The 16,038-nt window shown below is 70.2% G+C and carries 17 protein-coding genes; 11 read left to right on the top strand and 6 right to left on the bottom strand.

The window, feature by feature from the left end:
* The first annotated feature begins 2 nt into the window (after window positions 1–2).
* From folB to AACZ75_RS05310, 4 genes are read left to right on the top strand one after another with little or no spacing between them, the layout of a single operon-like run.
* Complete coding sequence (gene folB / locus AACZ75_RS05325; protein ID WP_339871688.1) at window positions 3–401, top strand: dihydroneopterin aldolase; 399 nt, start codon at window positions 3–5, stop codon at window positions 399–401.
* A 56-nt stretch (window positions 402–457) separates the two neighbouring features.
* On the top strand, window positions 458–1,270 hold the full coding sequence (locus AACZ75_RS05320; protein ID WP_339871687.1) for a hypothetical protein: 813 nt from the start codon (window positions 458–460) through the stop codon (window positions 1,268–1,270).
* Window positions 1,271–1,279: 9 nt separating this feature from the next.
* Window positions 1,280–1,678 carry a hypothetical protein gene (locus tag AACZ75_RS05315; protein WP_339871686.1) on the top strand — a complete coding sequence of 133 codons (399 nt, stop codon included), beginning with the start codon at window positions 1,280–1,282 and terminating at the stop codon, window positions 1,676–1,678.
* Entirely contained in the window at window positions 1,678–1,974 is a 297-nt protein-coding gene (locus AACZ75_RS05310) for a GNAT family N-acetyltransferase (protein WP_339871685.1), read from the top strand. The genes AACZ75_RS05315 and AACZ75_RS05310 overlap by 1 nt, the downstream gene beginning before the upstream one ends.
* Window positions 1,975–1,983: 9 nt before the next feature.
* Here AACZ75_RS05310 and AACZ75_RS05305 read toward each other — a convergent pair whose 3' ends face one another.
* The 5 genes from AACZ75_RS05305 to AACZ75_RS05285 form a co-directional block, all read right to left on the bottom strand.
* Window positions 1,984–2,388 (bottom strand): hypothetical protein, encoded by a 405-nt coding sequence (locus tag AACZ75_RS05305; RefSeq protein ID WP_339871684.1) that lies wholly within the window; start codon window positions 2,386–2,388, stop codon window positions 1,984–1,986.
* Window positions 2,389–2,523: 135 nt separating this feature from the next.
* Window positions 2,524–2,844, bottom strand: a complete 321-nt coding sequence (locus AACZ75_RS05300; RefSeq protein ID WP_339871683.1) for a hypothetical protein — start codon at window positions 2,842–2,844, stop codon at window positions 2,524–2,526.
* A 126-nt stretch (window positions 2,845–2,970) separates the two neighbouring features.
* Window positions 2,971–5,274: an excinuclease ABC subunit UvrB gene (uvrB, locus tag AACZ75_RS05295; protein WP_339871682.1), complete on the bottom strand. Its 2,304-nt coding sequence runs from the start codon at window positions 5,272–5,274 to the stop codon at window positions 2,971–2,973.
* 50 nt (window positions 5,275–5,324) lie between these two features.
* Window positions 5,325–6,347 (bottom strand): mechanosensitive ion channel domain-containing protein, encoded by a 1,023-nt coding sequence (locus AACZ75_RS05290; protein WP_339871681.1) that lies wholly within the window; start codon window positions 6,345–6,347, stop codon window positions 5,325–5,327.
* A gap of 64 nt (window positions 6,348–6,411) precedes the next feature.
* On the bottom strand, window positions 6,412–7,503 hold the full coding sequence (locus AACZ75_RS05285; protein WP_339871680.1) for a hypothetical protein: 1,092 nt from the start codon (window positions 7,501–7,503) through the stop codon (window positions 6,412–6,414).
* Between the two features lie 128 nt (window positions 7,504–7,631).
* Here AACZ75_RS05285 and AACZ75_RS05280 point away from each other — a divergent pair, with 128 nt between their 5' ends.
* From AACZ75_RS05280 to AACZ75_RS05255, 6 genes are all read left to right on the top strand, one after another.
* Window positions 7,632–8,930, top strand: a complete 1,299-nt coding sequence (locus AACZ75_RS05280; RefSeq protein WP_339871679.1) for a dicarboxylate/amino acid:cation symporter — start codon at window positions 7,632–7,634, stop codon at window positions 8,928–8,930.
* Between the two features lie 119 nt (window positions 8,931–9,049).
* Window positions 9,050–9,379 carry a helix-turn-helix transcriptional regulator gene (locus AACZ75_RS05275; RefSeq protein ID WP_339871678.1) on the top strand — a complete coding sequence of 110 codons (330 nt, stop codon included), beginning with the start codon at window positions 9,050–9,052 and terminating at the stop codon, window positions 9,377–9,379.
* A gap of 16 nt (window positions 9,380–9,395) precedes the next feature.
* Window positions 9,396–10,475: a hypothetical protein gene (locus tag AACZ75_RS05270; protein ID WP_339871677.1), complete on the top strand. Its 1,080-nt coding sequence runs from the start codon at window positions 9,396–9,398 to the stop codon at window positions 10,473–10,475.
* Between the two features lie 81 nt (window positions 10,476–10,556).
* Window positions 10,557–12,332 (top strand): SLC13 family permease, encoded by a 1,776-nt coding sequence (locus AACZ75_RS05265; RefSeq protein ID WP_339871676.1) that lies wholly within the window; start codon window positions 10,557–10,559, stop codon window positions 12,330–12,332.
* A gap of 101 nt (window positions 12,333–12,433) precedes the next feature.
* Window positions 12,434–13,543 (top strand): Ada metal-binding domain-containing protein, encoded by a 1,110-nt coding sequence (locus AACZ75_RS05260; RefSeq protein ID WP_339871675.1) that lies wholly within the window; start codon window positions 12,434–12,436, stop codon window positions 13,541–13,543.
* Window positions 13,524–14,042 carry a methylated-DNA--[protein]-cysteine S-methyltransferase gene (locus tag AACZ75_RS05255; RefSeq protein WP_339871674.1) on the top strand — a complete coding sequence of 173 codons (519 nt, stop codon included), beginning with the start codon at window positions 13,524–13,526 and terminating at the stop codon, window positions 14,040–14,042. The genes AACZ75_RS05260 and AACZ75_RS05255 overlap by 20 nt, the downstream gene beginning before the upstream one ends.
* Window positions 14,043–14,052: 10 nt before the next feature.
* Here the strand turns inward: AACZ75_RS05255 and AACZ75_RS05250 are convergent, their stop codons facing one another.
* Entirely contained in the window at window positions 14,053–14,721 is a 669-nt protein-coding gene (locus tag AACZ75_RS05250) for a hypothetical protein (protein WP_339871673.1), read from the bottom strand.
* 205 nt (window positions 14,722–14,926) lie between these two features.
* Between AACZ75_RS05250 and nadA the strand changes: the two genes are divergently transcribed.
* Complete coding sequence (gene nadA, locus AACZ75_RS05245) at window positions 14,927–16,018, top strand: quinolinate synthase NadA (RefSeq protein WP_339871672.1); 1,092 nt, start codon at window positions 14,927–14,929, stop codon at window positions 16,016–16,018.
* Window positions 16,019–16,038: the final 20 nt, after the last annotated feature.

Here is a 16,038-nt window from a genome sequence, read left to right as displayed (position 1 = left end):
GTATGAGCTCGTCCCCCACGGTCACGCCGTTTCCGCTCGGCGACGCCTTCCAGCGCGAGGGGCTGAGCGTGTTCGTGCGCGGCCTGCGCCTCGACGTCGGCATCGGTGTCTATGACCATGAACAGGGCCGGCTGCAGACCCTGGTCATCGATGTGACCCTGGAGATGGGGCCCGTCGTGGTCGAGCACCTGGCCGACACCATCAACTACGAGACCGTGGCGGCGGCGGCCCGGGCCATCGCGGCGGCGGGCCATGTCGGCCTGGTCGAGACCTTCGCCGAACGGCTGGCCGTGGCCTGTCTCGACGACCCGCGGGTGCGGCGCGTCGCCGTCCGCATCGAGAAGCCCGGGGCCCTCGACGGGGCCGAGGCCGCCGGCTGCGCCCTCGCCTTCAGCCGCTGACGGTTGCGCGGCGCGGGCCGGAGCGGCATTGTCGACCCAGACCAGAGGACCTGACCTTGGCCGAACCCGGCGACCCCCACCAGCCCGACCCCGACCCCGTCGTCCCGCCCGAGCCGGAGCCCCAGGCCCCGCGGCCGGTCGTGGATGACGCTGCCGGGGAACCGGACCCCGAATCGACCACGGTGCCCGAGCCCGAGCCCGAGCCCGAGCCCGAGCCCGAACCCGAACCCGAACCTGAGCCCGAGCCCGAGCCCGAGCCCGAGCCCGAACCGGAGCCCGAACCTGAGCCCGAACCCGAACCGGAGCCGGAGCCGACCCCCGAACCGGAGCGCGAGCCCGCGGCCGTGAGCCCGCGCGCGACGCTGCACGACGAGGACGCCCACGTCGGCTTCGCCTCGGCGGCCTCGCTGGTCGGTCAGACCCGGGCCTCGGCCCCTGATCCGGACCTCCAGCCCGTCGTGGTCACCCCGGCCGTCGACGCCGGATCGACCTTCGCCCTGTCCGAGCCGCGCAGCCGGCGCCGCCGCGAGCCGGCGGCGGTCGCGGGCAGCACCGGGCTGTTCACCGTCTACGCCCTGATCCTGTTCGCCATCCCGACCTTCGGCGTCTCTGCCGTGCTCGGCCTGCTGGCGGTGACCGGGCGACCGCTGCCCGACGACGCCGTGGCGCGCAGCCATCTGATCTTCCAGCAGCGCACCCTGTGGGCCGCGGCGGTGATCGCCGTGCTGGGCGGCATATTGATCGTCGTCGGGATCGGCGTCTTCATCCTGTTCGCCCTGGCGGTCTGGCTACCGGTGCGCGGCGCGGTCGGCCTGTGGGATCTGAAAGCCGGCCGGGCCGTTTCCAATCCTCGCAGCTGGCTGATCTAGGAGCTCGTCATGTCCGCCGTCCCCCCCGATTCGTCCTATCGCGCCGACACTGCCAACGGCTCCGAGGGCAAGGTCGCCGCCCTGGTCGCCTGGGTGCTGTTCCTGCTGTCCCTGCCCAGCGCCAACATCCTGGTGCTGGTCGGCCTGGTCGTCGCCTATGCCGGACGGGCCCACGCCACCGGCATCGGCCGCGCCCATATCGAGGCCCAGATCCAGCTGTTCTGGTCGGTGTTCTGGTGGACCATCGCCTGCTGGATCGCCATCGCCGTCAGTGCCGTGGCCTCGCTGGCCCTGATCGGCATCCCCTTCCTGCTGCTGTTCGGCATCCTGTGGTTCGTGATCACCATCTGGTTCACGGTGAAGAGCGTGTTCGGCCTGCTGCGCCTGCTGCAGGACAAGGCCCCCTGATGGCGGACGCCGCCCTGATCGACCGGCCCGGGGCGATGCGCTTCGAACAGGCCGTCGCCACACCCGAGGGCGGCACGGCCATGGTCTGGGCCGACTATGCGGCGCAGGGCATGACGCGGACCCTGCTGCATGTCGAGGCCGAGGCGGCCCTGCGCGGCAGCGGCGCGGCCGGGCGTTTCATGCAGGCCCTGGCCGACCATGCTCGGGCCGAGGGCCTGACCCTGGCCCCGCGCTGCGGCTATGCGGTGGCCTGGTTCAAACGCAACCCGGACCAGGCCGACGTTCTGGCCGGTTAGCGTCGCCGCCTAGTGCAGGCGTTTCACAATGGCACGGATGGCCTCGGCCTTGGCCGGCAGGTCCGAGGCCAGCCGCGAGGCCATTTCGCGGGTGCCGACCGGATAGGCGTCACCGCCGTCGGCGATCTCGCGCGCCAGGTCGGCCGCGTCCTGCAGGGCGGTTTCCAGCGCATGGACCTGATCCAGCGCCAGGGCGCGGGCTTCCTGCAACAGGCTGCGCACCCGGGCCGAGGTACTCTGGGCCCCGCCGGCACGGGATTTCAGCGCCGGCGCGGTCTCGACCGGTGCCGAGGCCAGCACCGCCGCCTCGACCGCGGCGGCGCGATCGGCCCCGGCCGCGACCAGACGCAGGTCCGGCTTGCTCGACGCGGTCTTGCGGGGCGTCGTCACCCGGGATGAGGCCGACTTGGCCATGGGAAGCTCCGTTCCTGACCGAACCGGGGATCCGGCGGTCATTCCCGGCGCTGCAAGGGGTGTGCCGAAGGGGCGGATCCGGCTGCTGTCGTCATCCCCCGGTCGCTACGCGCCGGAGGATGACCACGGTGAGGGCTATCGGGTCCGGTTGACCACCGCCCGCAGGCTGTCGGCGCGTTTGGGCAGGTCGTCGGCGAGGCGGGCGGCCATGTCGCGGGCCCCGACCGGATAGGCGTCGCCGCCGTCGGCGATTTCGCGGGCCAGGGCGGCGGCGGTGGCCAGGGCGGCGTCCAGCGCCTCGACCTGTTCCAGCGCCAGGGCCCGGGCCTCGGCCTGCAGCCGGCGCACGCGTTCCGACGCCGTCTGGGCCGGCCGCATCAGGTCATAGACCTCGGCCTCGGCACTGACGAGGCGCAGGTCGGGCTTGGTGTCGTTGTTGGCGCGGGGCAGGGGCATTTGTCTCTCCGTTGGAGACCCTAACGGGGCAGGAACGGGGCCGTTCCCGGGGGGGGCAGACGCAGGCCGCGGAGTGTGGCGGCGGAGTCACTGTGGGCGGCCGGGCGGCCTACGGGGACGCCCCCCCTACAGCCGCCCCTTCCGGAACCGCTCCTGCGCCTCGGCCTGCGCCTCTTTCCGCCACTTCTTCGGCGCGGCCTTGTCCACCGCTTCCCCCGCCCCGGTCATCACCTCATTGGCGAACTCCAGGTCGAGCAGCTTCATGCGCTTGATCTCGTCGCGCAGGCGGCCGGCCTCCTCGAACTCGAGGTTTGAGGCGGCCTCGCGCATGCGGCCTTCCAGGTCGCGCAGGGCGGTCTGGAAGTTTGCGCCGGTGAAGGGGCGGGCCTCTTCGGCCACCGTGGTCGGGACCAGCACGCGGTCCTTCTCATAGGGGCTGGCCAGGATCTCCTTGATGTCGCGCTTGACGCTCTCGGGCGTGATGCCGTGTTCGAGATTGTAGGCGCTCTGGCGTTCGCGGCGGCGGTCGGTTTCGGCGATGGCGCGTTCCATACTGCCGGTGACGCGGTCGGCGTAGAGGATGACGCGGCCGTCGATGTTGCGCGCGGCGCGGCCGATGGTCTGGATCAGGGCGGTCTCGGAGCGCAGGAAGCCCTCCTTGTCGGCGTCGAGGATGGCGACCAGGCCGCACTCGGGGATGTCGAGCCCCTCGCGCAGCAGGTTGATGCCGATCAGCACGTCGAAGGCCCCCAGCCGCAGGTCGCGGATGATCTCGATCCGCTCCAGGGTGTCGACGTCGGAGTGCATGTAGCGGACCCGCACCCCCTGTTCGTGCATGTATTCGGTCAGGTCCTCGGCCATCTTCTTGGTCAGGACGGTAACCAGGCTGCGATAGCCGGCGCGGGCCACGGCGCGGACCTCGTCGATCACGTCATCGACCTGGTTGCGGGTCTGGCCGGTCACCGGGCGGATCTCGACGGGCGGATCGATCAGGCCGGTCGGGCGGATCACCTGTTCGACGAAGACGCCGTCGGTGCGGTCCATCTCCCACGGGCCGGGGGTGGCGCTGACGAAGACGGTCTGGGGGCGCATGGCGTCCCATTCCTCGAATTTCAGCGGCCGGTTGTCGATGCAGCTGGGCAGGCGGAAGCCGTATTCGGCCAGGGTGGATTTGCGGCGGTAGTCGCCGCGGAACATGCCGTTGATCTGGCCGACGGTGACATGGCTCTCGTCCACGAACAGCAGGGCGTCGTCGGGAATGTATTCGAAGAAGGTGGGCGGCGGCTCGCCCGGGGCGCGGCCGGTCAGCCAGCGGGAATAGTTCTCGATGCCGGCGCACGAGCCGGTGGCCTCCATCATCTCGAGGTCGAAACGGGTGCGCTGTTCCAGCCGCTGGGCCTCGAGCAGCTTGCCGTTCTCCAGCATCCAGTCGAGCGTCTCCTTCAGCTCGGCCTTGATGCCGTGGGTGGCCTGGTTCAGCGTCGGGCGCGGGGTCACATAGTGGCTGGCGGCATAGACGGTGATCTCGGTCAGGTCGGCGGTTTTCGCGCCGGTCAGGGGGTCGAACTCGTGAATCGACTCGATCTCGTCGCCGAACAGGCTGACGCGCCAGGCCCGGTCCTCCTGGTGGACGGGGAAGATCTCGATCGTGTCCCCGCGCTTGCGGAACATGCCCCGCTCAAAGTTGAGGTCGTTGCGCTTGTACTGCAGCGCGATCAGGTCGGCGCGCAGCTTGGCCTCGTCGATCTGGCCCCCGACCTTCAGACTGAAGGTCATGGCCGTATAGGTCTCGACCGAGCCGATGCCGTAGATACAGCTGACCGAGGCCACCACGATCACATCGTCCCGCTCCAGTATCGACCGCGTCGCCGAATGCCGCATCCGGTCGATCTGTTCGTTTATCGAACTGTCTTTTTCGATGTAAGTGTCTGTTCTTGGTACATAAGCTTCCGGTTGGTAGTAGTCGTAGTACGAGACGAAATACTCGACCGCATTGTCCGGAAAGAAGGCCTTGAACTCGGAATACAGCTGGGCCGCCAGGGTCTTGTTCGGGGCCAGGATCAGGGCCGGGCGCTGGGTCGCCTCAATCACCTTGGCCATGGTGAAGGTCTTGCCCGAGCCGGTCACGCCCAGCAGCACCTGATCGCGGTCGCCGGCCTCGGCCTGGGCGACCAGTTCGGCGATGGCGGCGGGCTGGTCACCGGCGGGCGTGTATTGCGTCGCCAGCCGGAACGGGGTGCGGACGCGGGCCTCGGGCCGGACCGGGCGGTGCGGGGACCAGTCGCCGGGGCCGGCCGGAGCCTCTTCCGGCACCAGGCGCGGGCCGGTGACCGGGGCGAACATCGGCGCGGCGGCGCTCGTCTTCGCCGGGGTGTGGACCGGCTTCTTCAGCGGGGTGGTGCCAGCCTTGGGGGTCGAGGAACGGTTCATGAACGGAACCTAGTGTCCCGCCGGCCCCGGTGCCAGTGGGGGACGGGACATCAGGCCGGGTCGGACCCCTCGGGATCGTCAGTCTCGGGTGCCAGGTTCTCCACCGGGTGCGACAGTTCCTCGGCCGCGTCATTGGCCGTGGGTCCGGCGGCGGCGGCAGGACGCGGGGCCGGACGCGGGCGTTTCAGCCCCATCGCCTCCAGCCCGTCGTCGCCGGCGTGGCCGAACACGCTGCGCACGCGCAGGTCGGTCTGGGGGAAGGGGATCTCGATGCCGGCCCCGTCCAGCGCGTCGGCGATGGCCCAGGTATAGGCCGCGTGCATGGCGGCCGGGCGCTTGACCGCATCCAGCGTCGGCCAGACCAGCAGTTCGAAATTGAGGCTGGAGTCGCCGAAACCGGTCAGCCAGACCTGACATTTGCGGGTCTCGGTCTCGGGCAGGGTGAAGGGGCTGGCCCGGGCGGCGGCCAGCACGGCCTCGCGCACCGCGGCCCGGTCGGACTCATAGGCGACCCCGAACGGGATGTGGATGCGGCGGGTGTCGCCCTTCAGCGTCCAGTTGGTGACCGTGCCCTCGATCAGTTTCGAATTGGGCACGATCACGTCGATGTTGTCGTTGTTGCGGATACGGGTGGCGCGCGGGCCGATCTCGGCGATGACGCCGCGCACCCCCTCCAGTTCGACATAGTCGCCGACCGAGACCATGCCGTCGAAGATGATGAACAGACCCGAGACGAATTCCTTGACCACCCCCTGAAGGCCGAGGCCGATGCCGATGCCGATGGCCCCGGCGAACACCGCCAGCGACGACAGGTTCAGCCCGGCCGCCGACAGGCCGAAGAAGACGCCGGCGACGATGATGCCGTAGCCGGCCAGTTTCTCGAGCAGATACAGGGCCCCGGTGGCGCGCCGCGCCCGCACCCGCAGCCGGCGGATACCGCGCGTCACCGCCCAGGCCAGCACCAGGGCGACCCCGATCGTCACCGCGCCGGTGATCACGCCGCCGAGGGTCAGGGAAATATTGCCCAGCTTGATCAGCGGGGTTTCCTCGAGGGCGGTCAGGTCAGGCAGCATCGCGCCAGTGTGAGGCCCCGAGCGGGGGCGTCAAGGGCGGGCCCGACGCCGGGTGGCGGCCGGATCAGCGGCGCGCCTGCTCGACCCGGACCTCCAGCGCCACCCAGCGCCGGCTCAGCTCGCGCAGCTCGTCGCGCAGCCGGGCAGCCTCGGTGCGGCTGATGCGGCCGTCACGTTCGCCATCGCGGATGCGGGCCTCGAGCTGCGCCGCGCGCGGATCGGTGCCGTAGTCGTCGCCATAGCCGCCGTCACGGCCGTCGCCCACGCGGCGGTTCAGTTCGGCCAGGCGCGCGGTCAGGTCCTGCTGTTCGCGGTCGCTCAGGCCGTCGCGGCGATAGTCGCTCTCGACCCGCACCAGGGCGTCGAAATCGGCGCGCAGCCGCACCGCCTCATAGCGGCTGAGGCGGCGGTTGCGCTCGGCGGTGTCGACCCGGGCGCGGAAGGCGCTGCGCTGCTCGACCAGCGGTTGCCAGCCCCAGACCGGGCCGTCGGCACGCTGCTCGGCCACGCGCTGCGACAGGGCCTCGTAGCGGCGGCGCAGGTCGTTGCGCTCCTCGGCGCTCAGGCGGCCGTCGGCGGCATAGCGTTCCTCCAGCCGCACCAGGGCGTCGTAGTCGGCGCGCAGCCGCATGGCCTCGCCGCGATCCAGCGAGCCGTCGCGCACCCCGGCGTCGATGCGGGCGTCCAGCGCGCCGCTGCGCTCGGCCAGCGGCCGGCGACCGCGGTTCCAGTCATCCTCCAGCCCCGGGCTCTGGCCGTAGTTGTCGCCGAACACCGCCCCCAGCAGCGCGCCCAGTACCCCGCCGGGCGCGGTCTGGACGCTCGCGCCGGTGTCGCTGTCGGGATACAGCGGGCCGGTGCGCGCGGTCGCCCCGTAGCAGCTCAGCACCCCGTCGCGGTTGGTGATGTCGCCGCGGCAGTCATCGGCGCGGATCGTGCTCCAGCGCCAGCCGCCGTCGGTGCGGCACTGGGCCGAAATATAGCCGTTCTCCAGTGCCTGCACGTCGCGGCACGAGCTGGTGAAACTGCCCGACGGCGTGCCGTAGCGGCTGCCGCCGTAGGGCGTCTGGGCCGCGGCCGCGCCGGCGGCCGACAGGGCCAGGGCGCTGACGGCCAGGGTGGTCAGGGTGGTCAGGGTGCGGGCGTAGACGGTCATGGCAGGTCTTTCCGGTGAACGGGGGTTACCGGCAGAACGGGATGCGGCGGGGAAGGTTGCGGGGAGGGGGCTTGGGTGCCCCTGCTTTTCCGGTTCCCGTCCGGCCCGGGCCCCGCTAGCGTCACGGCATGACCCAGACTCCTGTCCCGGCCCCGCCGCCGAACCGTATGCGTGCCCTGCTGTCGTCGCTGAGTGTGCGGGTGCTGGCGGCGCTGGCCCTGGGGCTGGCGGCGGGGGCGGCGGTGCAGGTCTGGGGCATTCCGGGCGGGGCCGGGTCGGCCGGGATGATCGATGCGATCGGCCAGCTGTGGCTGAACGCCCTGCGCATGACCATTGTGCCGCTGGTGTTCTCGCTGCTGGTGGTCGGTATCGCCACCATTTCCGACGCGGCCCATACGGGGCGGCTGGCGCGGCGGGCCCTCGCCTGGTTCGCGGTGCTGATCGCGGCGGCGGCCGTCTATGCGGTGCTGGCGGCCTTCGGCCTGCTGGCCCTGTGGCCGATCGATGCCGAGGGCGGGGCGCGGCTGCTGGCCGGCATTCCGCCGGCCCCGGACAATATCGGTGCGGTCGCGCCGTTCTCGGAATTCGTGAAGACCATCGCCCCTTCCAATGTGCTGCGCGCCGCGACCGAGGACGCCATCCTCGGCCTGGTGGTGTTTGCCGCCTTCTTCGGCTTTGCCCTGACGCGTCTGCCGGACCGGCTGAAGGGGCCGCTGGTGACGCTGTTCGAGGCGGTCAGCGAGGCGATGATCGTCATCGTGCGTTGGGTGCTGCTGGCCGCGCCGGTCGGCGTGTTCGCCCTGGCCATGGGCGTGGGGCTGAGCGCCGGGGCCTCGGCCGCCGGGACCCTGGCCCACTATGTGGCCATCGTGTCGCTGAGCGTGATCGGCCTGATCCTGCTCTGCTATCCGCTGGCGGTGGTGTTCGGCCGGGTCGGCCTGGCCCGGTTCGCCCGCGCCGTGGCTCCGGCCCAGGTGGTAGCGGTCTCGACCCAGTCGTCGCTGGCCAGTCTGCCAGTCATGGTCGAGCGCGCCGTCGACGAGCTGGACGTCAGCCGCCAGACCGCCGGCCTGGTCCTGCCGCTGGCCGTGGCCCTGTTCCGCATGACCAGCCCGGTCGCCAACCTGGCCGTGGTCATCTATTGCGCCCACCTGTTCGGACTGGAGCCGTCGCTGGGCCAGATCGGCGCGGCCATGCTGACGGCCATGTTGATCAGTATCGGCTCGGTCGGTCTGCCCGGCCAGATCAGCTTCTTCGCCAGTGTCGCCCCGATCTGTATTGCCATGGGGGTGCCGCTGGAGATGCTGCCGCTGCTGCTGGCGGTCGAGGTCATCCCCGACATCTTCCGCACCGTCGGCAATGTCACCGCCGACCTGACGGTGACCCGTATCGTCAGCCAGGGCGAGGGCACCGCGCCCCCCGTCTGAGGTCGCCCGCCGACCCGGTCGCCCTCGATCGTCCCTTCCTCGACCCAGACTTGACTCCCTCATACAGTATGTCGCATACACTGTACGACACACACTATGTGACGTGCATGGAGAATGATGTGGCTGTCGATCCGGACCTGTTTGAAACCATGCGGCTGGAGCTGCGGCGCGGGTCGCTGGTGCTGGCCGTGCTGGCCTGCCTCAGGACCGAACGCTACGGCTATACGCTGCGTCAGGCCCTGGCCGCCGACGGGCTGGAGATGGAGGAAAGCACCCTCTATCCGCTGTTGCGCCGGCTGGAGAGCCAGGGGCTGCTGAGCAGCGAATGGCGCGAGGAGGAGAAGCGGAAAAAGCGCTTCTACGTCCTGTCGCCCACGGGCACGGCCATGCTGGCCGCCCTGACCGATGAATGGCGGCGCATCAATGCCTCGCTGGACCGAATTCTGTGATCGAGAGGAGGGCATGATGACCCTGGTCGAAACCTATCTGCGGGCCGTCGCGGCCCAGCTCCCGGCCGATACCCGGGACGACATCGTCGCCGAGCTGCGCGACGACATCCTGACCCGGATGGAGGCGCGCGAGGCCGAACGCGGTCGGCCGCTGACCGAGGCCGAGCAGGAGGCGGTGCTGCGCGAACTGGGGCATCCGCTGACGGTCGCGGCCCGTTTCGGCAGTGGCCCCCAGCATCTGGTCGGCCCCGAGCTGTTCCCGTGGTGGATGTTCGGGGTCCGGGCGGCCCTGACGGTGCTGGTGGTGATCAGTGTGATCGGCGTGGTGGTGCGGGTGCTGATCGGCGACGCCGATGCCGGCCGGGCCACGGCCCAGGCCTTCCACGGCCTGTTTACCGGCGCGATCACGGTGGTCGGTGTGGCCACGATCATCGCCTGGGTCATCGAGCGCCAGAGCGAGAAGCCGCGCTTCCTGACCCGGTGGCGGGTGCGTGACCTCGGCATGTTCGAAGTGGACCTGTTCGGCAAGGGCTGGAACGCGGGGGCGGGGGCCATGACCGGTGCCATGGCCGGCAGCGGCAAGGTCAGTAGTCCGTCGATGTCACCCACCGCGCGGGCCATCGCCAGTGCGGCGGCGTGGAGTGTCTTCCTGCTGTGGTGGACCGGCGTGCTGGGCGGCGAGTTCCGGCCCCAGAACCTGGGCGGTGTCTTTCTCGCCGATGGCGTCGACTACGGCCGGCTGATCGCCGACCTGGTCGCGCAGGTCTATCCGTTCGTGGTCGCCTGGGCGGCGGCCATGATCGTCTTCCACCTGGCGCGGGCCGCCTTGCATCCCGGTCCGCGCACGACGGCGGCGGGCGATCTGGTCTTCGCCGTCGTCGGTCTGGGTTTCGTTCTCTGGATCGCGCTCTATTCGCCGCTGGCGGCGATTATCGCCGTCGACGGCCTTGCGGATTTCGAGGGCCGGGTCCGGCATCTGATCCAGACGCGCGATCCGGTCCTGCCGACCGTGCTGATGCTCGGCGTGGCCGCCAGCATCATCGGCGAGATCTTCAGCGTCCTCGGCGCGGCGCGGCGGCTGGTGCTGGGCCGGTGAGGAAACGTATAAGGACGGCAGCGATTCCCCGGTTCAGGCATTCAGTCCCGGCGGCGGGGTCCGCGACCGTGAGGCAGGCGAGTGACTCTTCAACAAGGCCTGGCCTTCGGGCTGGTGGGGCTGACCATCTTCGCCTTCGTCTGGGGGCGGTTCCGGTATGACCTGATCGCCCTGGCCGCCCTGGTCGTCGGCATGGTCGTGGGAATCATTCCGGCCGCCGCGGCCTTCGACGGCTTCCGTAACGACATCACCATCATCATCGCCGCCGCCCTGGTGGTGTCGGCGGCCTTTTCCCGATCGGGCATTGTCGAGCTGGCGCTGCGCCGGCTGTTGCCGCTGCTGAAGACGGAACGCAGCCAGGTGCCGGTGCTGACCGGGGCGGTGACCCTGTTGTCGATGGTGACCAAGAATGTCGGGGCCCTGGCGATCCTGCTGCCGGTGGCCCTGTCGGTCAGCCGCAAGACCGGGTCGCCGCCGTCGCGCCTGCTGATGCCGATGGCCTTCGGGGCCATGGCCGGCGGGATGGTGACCCTGGTCGGGACCTCACCGAACATCATCGTCGCCGGGGTGCGGGCCGACATGCTGGGCGAGCCCTTCGCCATGTTCGACTACGCCCCCGTCGGCCTGGCCCTGACCGGCATCGTTCTGGCCTTCCTCGCCTTCGGCTACCGGCTGCTGCCGAAGGACCGGCAGGGGGCGGTCAACCTGTCGGACTCGTTGGCGGCCAACGCCTACACCACCGACCTGAGGGTGCCGGATGACTGGGGCCCGGGCTCCATGACGGTCAAGGCCCTGACCGCGGCGGGGGGCGGGGCCGTGCGTATCCTCACGGTCATCCGCGACGGGCGGCGGATCAACCGGCCGCGCGGCAATGTCGTGGTCCGGGCCAGCGATCTGGTCGTGCTGGAAGGCCGGGCGAGTGCGCTGGACGATTTCGTTGAGCGCACCCTGCTGCGACTCGCGGGCGACCACCGTGAGATCATGCGGGCCGAGCCGACCGACGACATCCGGGTGATCGAGGCCGTTGTCGGGATGAACTCGCCCCTGCTGGGCCAGACCCTCGCGGCCTCGGACCTGCACGGCCAGTACGGGATCAATCTTCTGGGCGTGTCGCGCAGCGGCTATCCGGTGACCCAGCGGTTGCGCAACACCCGTCTGCGCCAGGGGGACATCGTCCTGTTGCAGGGCAGCGAGAACAGGCTGCCGGAGGCGCTGGGGGAACTGGACCTGTTGCCGCTGGCCGAGCGCAGCGTGGCGCTGGGCAGCGGGCGCAAGCGGTTCATGCCGGCGATCGTGCTGACCGTGGCCATGGTGCTGGTCGGATTCCAGGTCGTGCCGGTGGCCGCCGCCTTCTTCGGCGCGGCCGTGATCATCCTGGCCCTGGGGGGGCTTAAGATGAAGGAGGCCTATCGGGCGCTCGACGGGCCCCTGCTGGTGCTGATCGCTGCGATGATTCCGGTGTCCGCGGCCATCCAGACGACCGGCGGGGCCGACCTGATCGCCGATGCCCTCGGCGGGGTGTTCGCGGGCATCCCCGGGCTGGCGGCGGTCGCGGCCCTGATGTTCGCCGCCATGGCGGTGACGCCGTTCCTGAACAATGCCGCGACGGTGCTGATCCTCGCGCCGATCGGGGCGACCCTGGCGACGCGGCTGGGCTATGTGCCGGACGCCTTTCTGATGGCGGTGGCGGTCGGGGCGGCGTGCGACTTCCTGACCCCGGTCGGGCACCAGTGCAACACGCTGGTGATGCGGCCGGGCGGCTATCGCTTCGGTGACTATGCGCGGCTGGGGACGCCGCTCAGCCTGCTGGTGCTGGTGGCCGGGCCGCCGCTGATCCTGCTGTTCTGGCCGCTTTAGGTTTGGCCGCGGTCACAGGGCTCCGCCCTGTCGACCCGACGCGGCCCATCCATGTCCGAAAACCGCGAGACATCGGCGGGGCGAGGGTTCAGTCTGCGGGCATGGAAACGCCGCTGGATCAGGACGCCTGCTATCGCGCCGTCGTCACGCGCGATGCCCGCTTCGACGGGCGGTTTTTCGGCTGTGTGAAGACGACCGGGATCTATTGCCGTCCGGTCTGTCCGGCGCGCACGCCGAAACGCGGGAACATGCATTTCGTGGCCACGGCGGCGGCGGCCGAGGCGGCCGGGTTCCGCGCCTGCCTGCGCTGCCGCCCCGAGACGGCCCCCGATCTGGGGGCCTGGCGCGGCACCTCCAACACCGTCAGCCGGGCCCTGGCCCTGATCGAGGCGGGGGCGCTGGACACGGCCGATGTCGACGCCCTGGCCGGACGGCTTGGCGTGGGCGAGCGCCAGTTGCGGCGACTGTTCCGTCAGCATCTGGGTGCGGCCCCGGTCAGTGTGGCCCAGACCCGGCGGGTGCTGCTGGCCAAGGCCCTGCTGCACGAGACCGACCTGACCATGGCCGAGGTGGCCCATGCTGCCGGCTTCGGCAGCGTGCGGCGCTTCAACGAGACCTTCCAGAGCCTGTACGGACGGCCGCCCTCGGCCCTGCGACGCCGGGCCGAGCGCCCGTCGGACGGCGGGGTGCGGCTGAGTCTGACGTACCGGGAGCCGTGTGACCTCGGCACCCTGATGGCGGCGCTGGCGGCGCGGGGAGACCCGGTGGTCGACGGGCGTTGGTCGCGAGATCTGACGGTGGCGGTCGACGGCACGACCGGGACGGTCAGCGTCACGCCGGGGGCACGCGGGCGGCTGACGGTGGCGGTCGAGGCCGGGGACCTGAAGGCCCTGCCGGGCGTGCTGGCACGGGTGCGGCGGGTATTCGACCTGTCGGCCGATCCCGAGGCCATCGCCCGGGACCTGTCGGCGGATCCGCTGCTGGCCCCGCTGCTGGCGGCGCGGCCGGGCCTGCGACTGCCGGGGGCGTGGGTCGACACCGGCGAGGACGCGCCCAGTGACCGGCTGGACGGGGCCGGACCGGCCCTGCGGCGACGGGCCGACGCCTGGCGACCGTGGCGCGCCTACGGGGTCCTGTATCTGCGTATGTCCGGCATCACCGAGACCGAACTGACAGCCCTGGAGAGCGATCATGGCCGCCAAGCCGCCTGAACCCTTGACCCTGGACCGGATCGCCACCCCGGTCGGCGAACTGCTGCTGGTCACCGATGGCGACGGGGCCGTGCGGGCGCTGGAGTTCGACGATTTCGAGGACCGGCTGCTGCGGTTGCTGACCCGTCACTACGGCCCGGTCGTGCTGACGTCCGGGCGCGCGCCGGTCCCGGTGCGCGCGGCCATCGATGCCTATTTCGCGGGGGACCGGCGGGCGCTGGACGGGATCACGGTGCGCACCGGCGGCACCGAATTCCAGCGTCAGGTGTGGGCCGCCCTGCGCACCATTCCGGCGGGCGAGACCCGCAGCTATGGCCAGCTGGCGGCGGCGATCGCCCGGCCGAAGGCCGTCCGGGCCGTGGGTCTGGCCAACGGGGCCAATCCGGTCGGGATCATCGTGCCCTGCCACCGGGTCATCGGAGCCAACGGCACCCTGACCGGCTATGCGGGCGGGATCGCGCGCAAACGCTGGCTTCTGAACCATGAACGCCGCGCCTGAGCGCCCGCCGTCAGAATTTGTAGTTCACACCGACCTGGATCACCGGGAACAGTCCGTAGTCCTCGGCCTCGTCGGTGATATTCCGGCTCTCGTCGCGCAGCCGGGCGCGGAAGGTCGCATCATTGGACAGGCTGCCGCCGGTCGAGGTCAGGGCGACCTCGGGCTTGTCGCTCCAGGCGACGCCGGCGATGGCGCGAAAGCCCCATCGACCCTGGCGATAGAAGGTGTCGTCCCAGCCGATTCCAACGAACGGGGCGATGTCGGCCAGCTTGACGGTGCCGTTCAACGTGCCGACCTGGCCGGGCGTATAGGTCTGGCCGCCGATGTCGACCGGTCCCGTCGGCGTGGCGGCGAGGGCGACGTCGCGGCTGCCGACATAGGCACCGCCCGAGATCAGCAGGCCGTTGGCCAGCGGGTGCATGTCGATGAAACCGCCCAGCGTGTCGAAGGCGATGTCGGCGTTGTAGTCGATGCCGTCATAGCTCTGGTCGGCGCTGTGGCTCAGGCGGTCCAGGGACCCGCGCAGGGTGAAGATCGGCCCGATCTTCACCTGGACGTCCAGTCCTATTCCGGGCGTGCCCACGGTGGCCCCGACGGCGACGCCGGGTCCGGATGATTGCGCCATCGCCGATCCGGCGGACAGAAGCAGGGTGGCGGCGACGACGGGGATCAGGCGCATGGTATTCTCCGGAGACCTGGCCCGTTGCACCCTGTTCCGGTTAACATCGTGTTTCCCATGATCGGGTCGCGCCTCGTCCCCTGCGACGGCGACCCGAGGCGACCGCGCGGATCTGACACCTTTCTGCCCTTGCATTCGCGCGGCACGGGACTACATTGCGCCTGCTTATGCTAACTTTGAGCATAAGTGCCGCAAGGAGGCGGATATGGCGGACGGCCAGGTTACCCCGATGTTCGGGCTTTCGGAGTCCACGGCGCGCGAAACCGCGCCCGTCTGGGCCAGGGTCAAGGATTTCGTCACCCCGATGGAGTGGCCGGCCCAGGCCGGGTTGATCGTCGAGATCAACCGGCTGAAGCGCGAGCGCGACGCCGTCATCCTGGCCCACAACTATATGACGCCCGAGATCTTCCACGGGGTCGGCGACTATGTCGGCGACAGCCTGGGGCTGGCCAGGGAGGCGGCGCGGTCGAAGGCGAAGGTGATCGTCCAGGCCGGGGTGCATTTCATGGCCGAGACCTCGAAGATCCTGAGCCCTGAAAAGACGGTGCTGATCCCTGATCTGCGCGCCGGCTGTTCGCTGGCGGCCTCGATCACCGGGGCCGATGTGCGGCTGATCAAGCAGCGCTATCCGGGCCTGCCGGTGGTCACCTATGTGAACACCACGGCTGACGTGAAGGCCGAGACCGACATCTGCTGCACCAGCGCCAATGCCGTTCAGGTGGTGGAATGGGCGGCGAGGGAATGGGGCGTCGATCGCGTCATCCTGATCCCCGACGAATTCCTGGCGCGCAATGTCGCGGCCCAGACCAACATCGGAATCATCGCCTGGAAGGGCCGCTGCGAGGTGCACGAGCGCTTTACCGGAGCCGATATCGCCGAGATGCGGGCGGCCTATCCGGATGCGGAGATCCTGGCCCATCCGGAATGCCCGGAAGAGGTGCTGGCAGCCTCGGACTTTGCCGGATCGACCGCGGCCCTGATCGATCATGTCACCGCCCGCCGCCCGAAACAGGTGGTGTTGCTGACCGAATGTTCGATGGCCGCCAACGTCGCCGGCGAGGTCGAGGGGGTCCAGTTCATCGGCCCCTGCAACCTGTGCCCGCACATGAAGCGGATCACGCTGGAGAACATCCGTGACTGCCTGCTGAACATGCAGTTCGAGGTCACCGTGCCCGAGTCGATGATCGCCCCGGCGCAACGGGCGGTGCAGCGCATGGTCGATCTGCCGCCGCCGGCGGTTCCGGCGCGCTATGACATGGTCAAGGCCCGTCACCATGTCGCTGTGGAGCTGATCTGATGCCCTCCGTATCGCCCATT

This window comes from uncultured Brevundimonas sp. (assembly GCF_963975535.1).
Classification (GTDB): domain Bacteria; phylum Pseudomonadota; class Alphaproteobacteria; order Caulobacterales; family Caulobacteraceae; genus Brevundimonas.
The sequence above is the reverse complement of the archived record's forward strand: the minus strand, read 5'-3'. Positions and strand labels throughout refer to the sequence as shown.

Bases quoted from the DNA above. Each gene is read 5' to 3' on its own strand.
- folB (WP_339871688.1), top strand. From the start codon at position 3: ATGAGCTCGTCCCCCACGGTCACGCCGTTTCCGCTCGGCGACGCCTTC.
- AACZ75_RS05315 (WP_339871686.1), top strand. From the start codon at position 1,280: ATGTCCGCCGTCCCCCCCGATTCGTCCTATCGCGCCGACACTGCCAAC.
- AACZ75_RS05310 (WP_339871685.1), top strand. From the start codon at position 1,678: ATGGCGGACGCCGCCCTGATCGACCGGCCCGGGGCGATGCGCTTCGAA.
- AACZ75_RS05305 (WP_339871684.1), bottom strand. From the start codon at position 2,388: ATGGCCAAGTCGGCCTCATCCCGGGTGACGACGCCCCGCAAGACCGCG.
- AACZ75_RS05300 (WP_339871683.1), bottom strand. From the start codon at position 2,844: ATGCCCCTGCCCCGCGCCAACAACGACACCAAGCCCGACCTGCGCCTC.
- uvrB (WP_339871682.1), bottom strand. From the start codon at position 5,274: ATGAACCGTTCCTCGACCCCCAAGGCTGGCACCACCCCGCTGAAGAAG.
- AACZ75_RS05290 (WP_339871681.1), bottom strand. From the start codon at position 6,347: ATGCTGCCTGACCTGACCGCCCTCGAGGAAACCCCGCTGATCAAGCTG.
- AACZ75_RS05285 (WP_339871680.1), bottom strand. From the start codon at position 7,503: ATGACCGTCTACGCCCGCACCCTGACCACCCTGACCACCCTGGCCGTC.
- AACZ75_RS05280 (WP_339871679.1), top strand. From the start codon at position 7,632: ATGACCCAGACTCCTGTCCCGGCCCCGCCGCCGAACCGTATGCGTGCC.
- AACZ75_RS05270 (WP_339871677.1), top strand. From the start codon at position 9,396: ATGACCCTGGTCGAAACCTATCTGCGGGCCGTCGCGGCCCAGCTCCCG.
- AACZ75_RS05260 (WP_339871675.1), top strand. From the start codon at position 12,434: ATGGAAACGCCGCTGGATCAGGACGCCTGCTATCGCGCCGTCGTCACG.
- AACZ75_RS05255 (WP_339871674.1), top strand. From the start codon at position 13,524: ATGGCCGCCAAGCCGCCTGAACCCTTGACCCTGGACCGGATCGCCACC.
- AACZ75_RS05250 (WP_339871673.1), bottom strand. From the start codon at position 14,721: ATGCGCCTGATCCCCGTCGTCGCCGCCACCCTGCTTCTGTCCGCCGGA.
- nadA (WP_339871672.1), top strand. From the start codon at position 14,927: ATGGCGGACGGCCAGGTTACCCCGATGTTCGGGCTTTCGGAGTCCACG.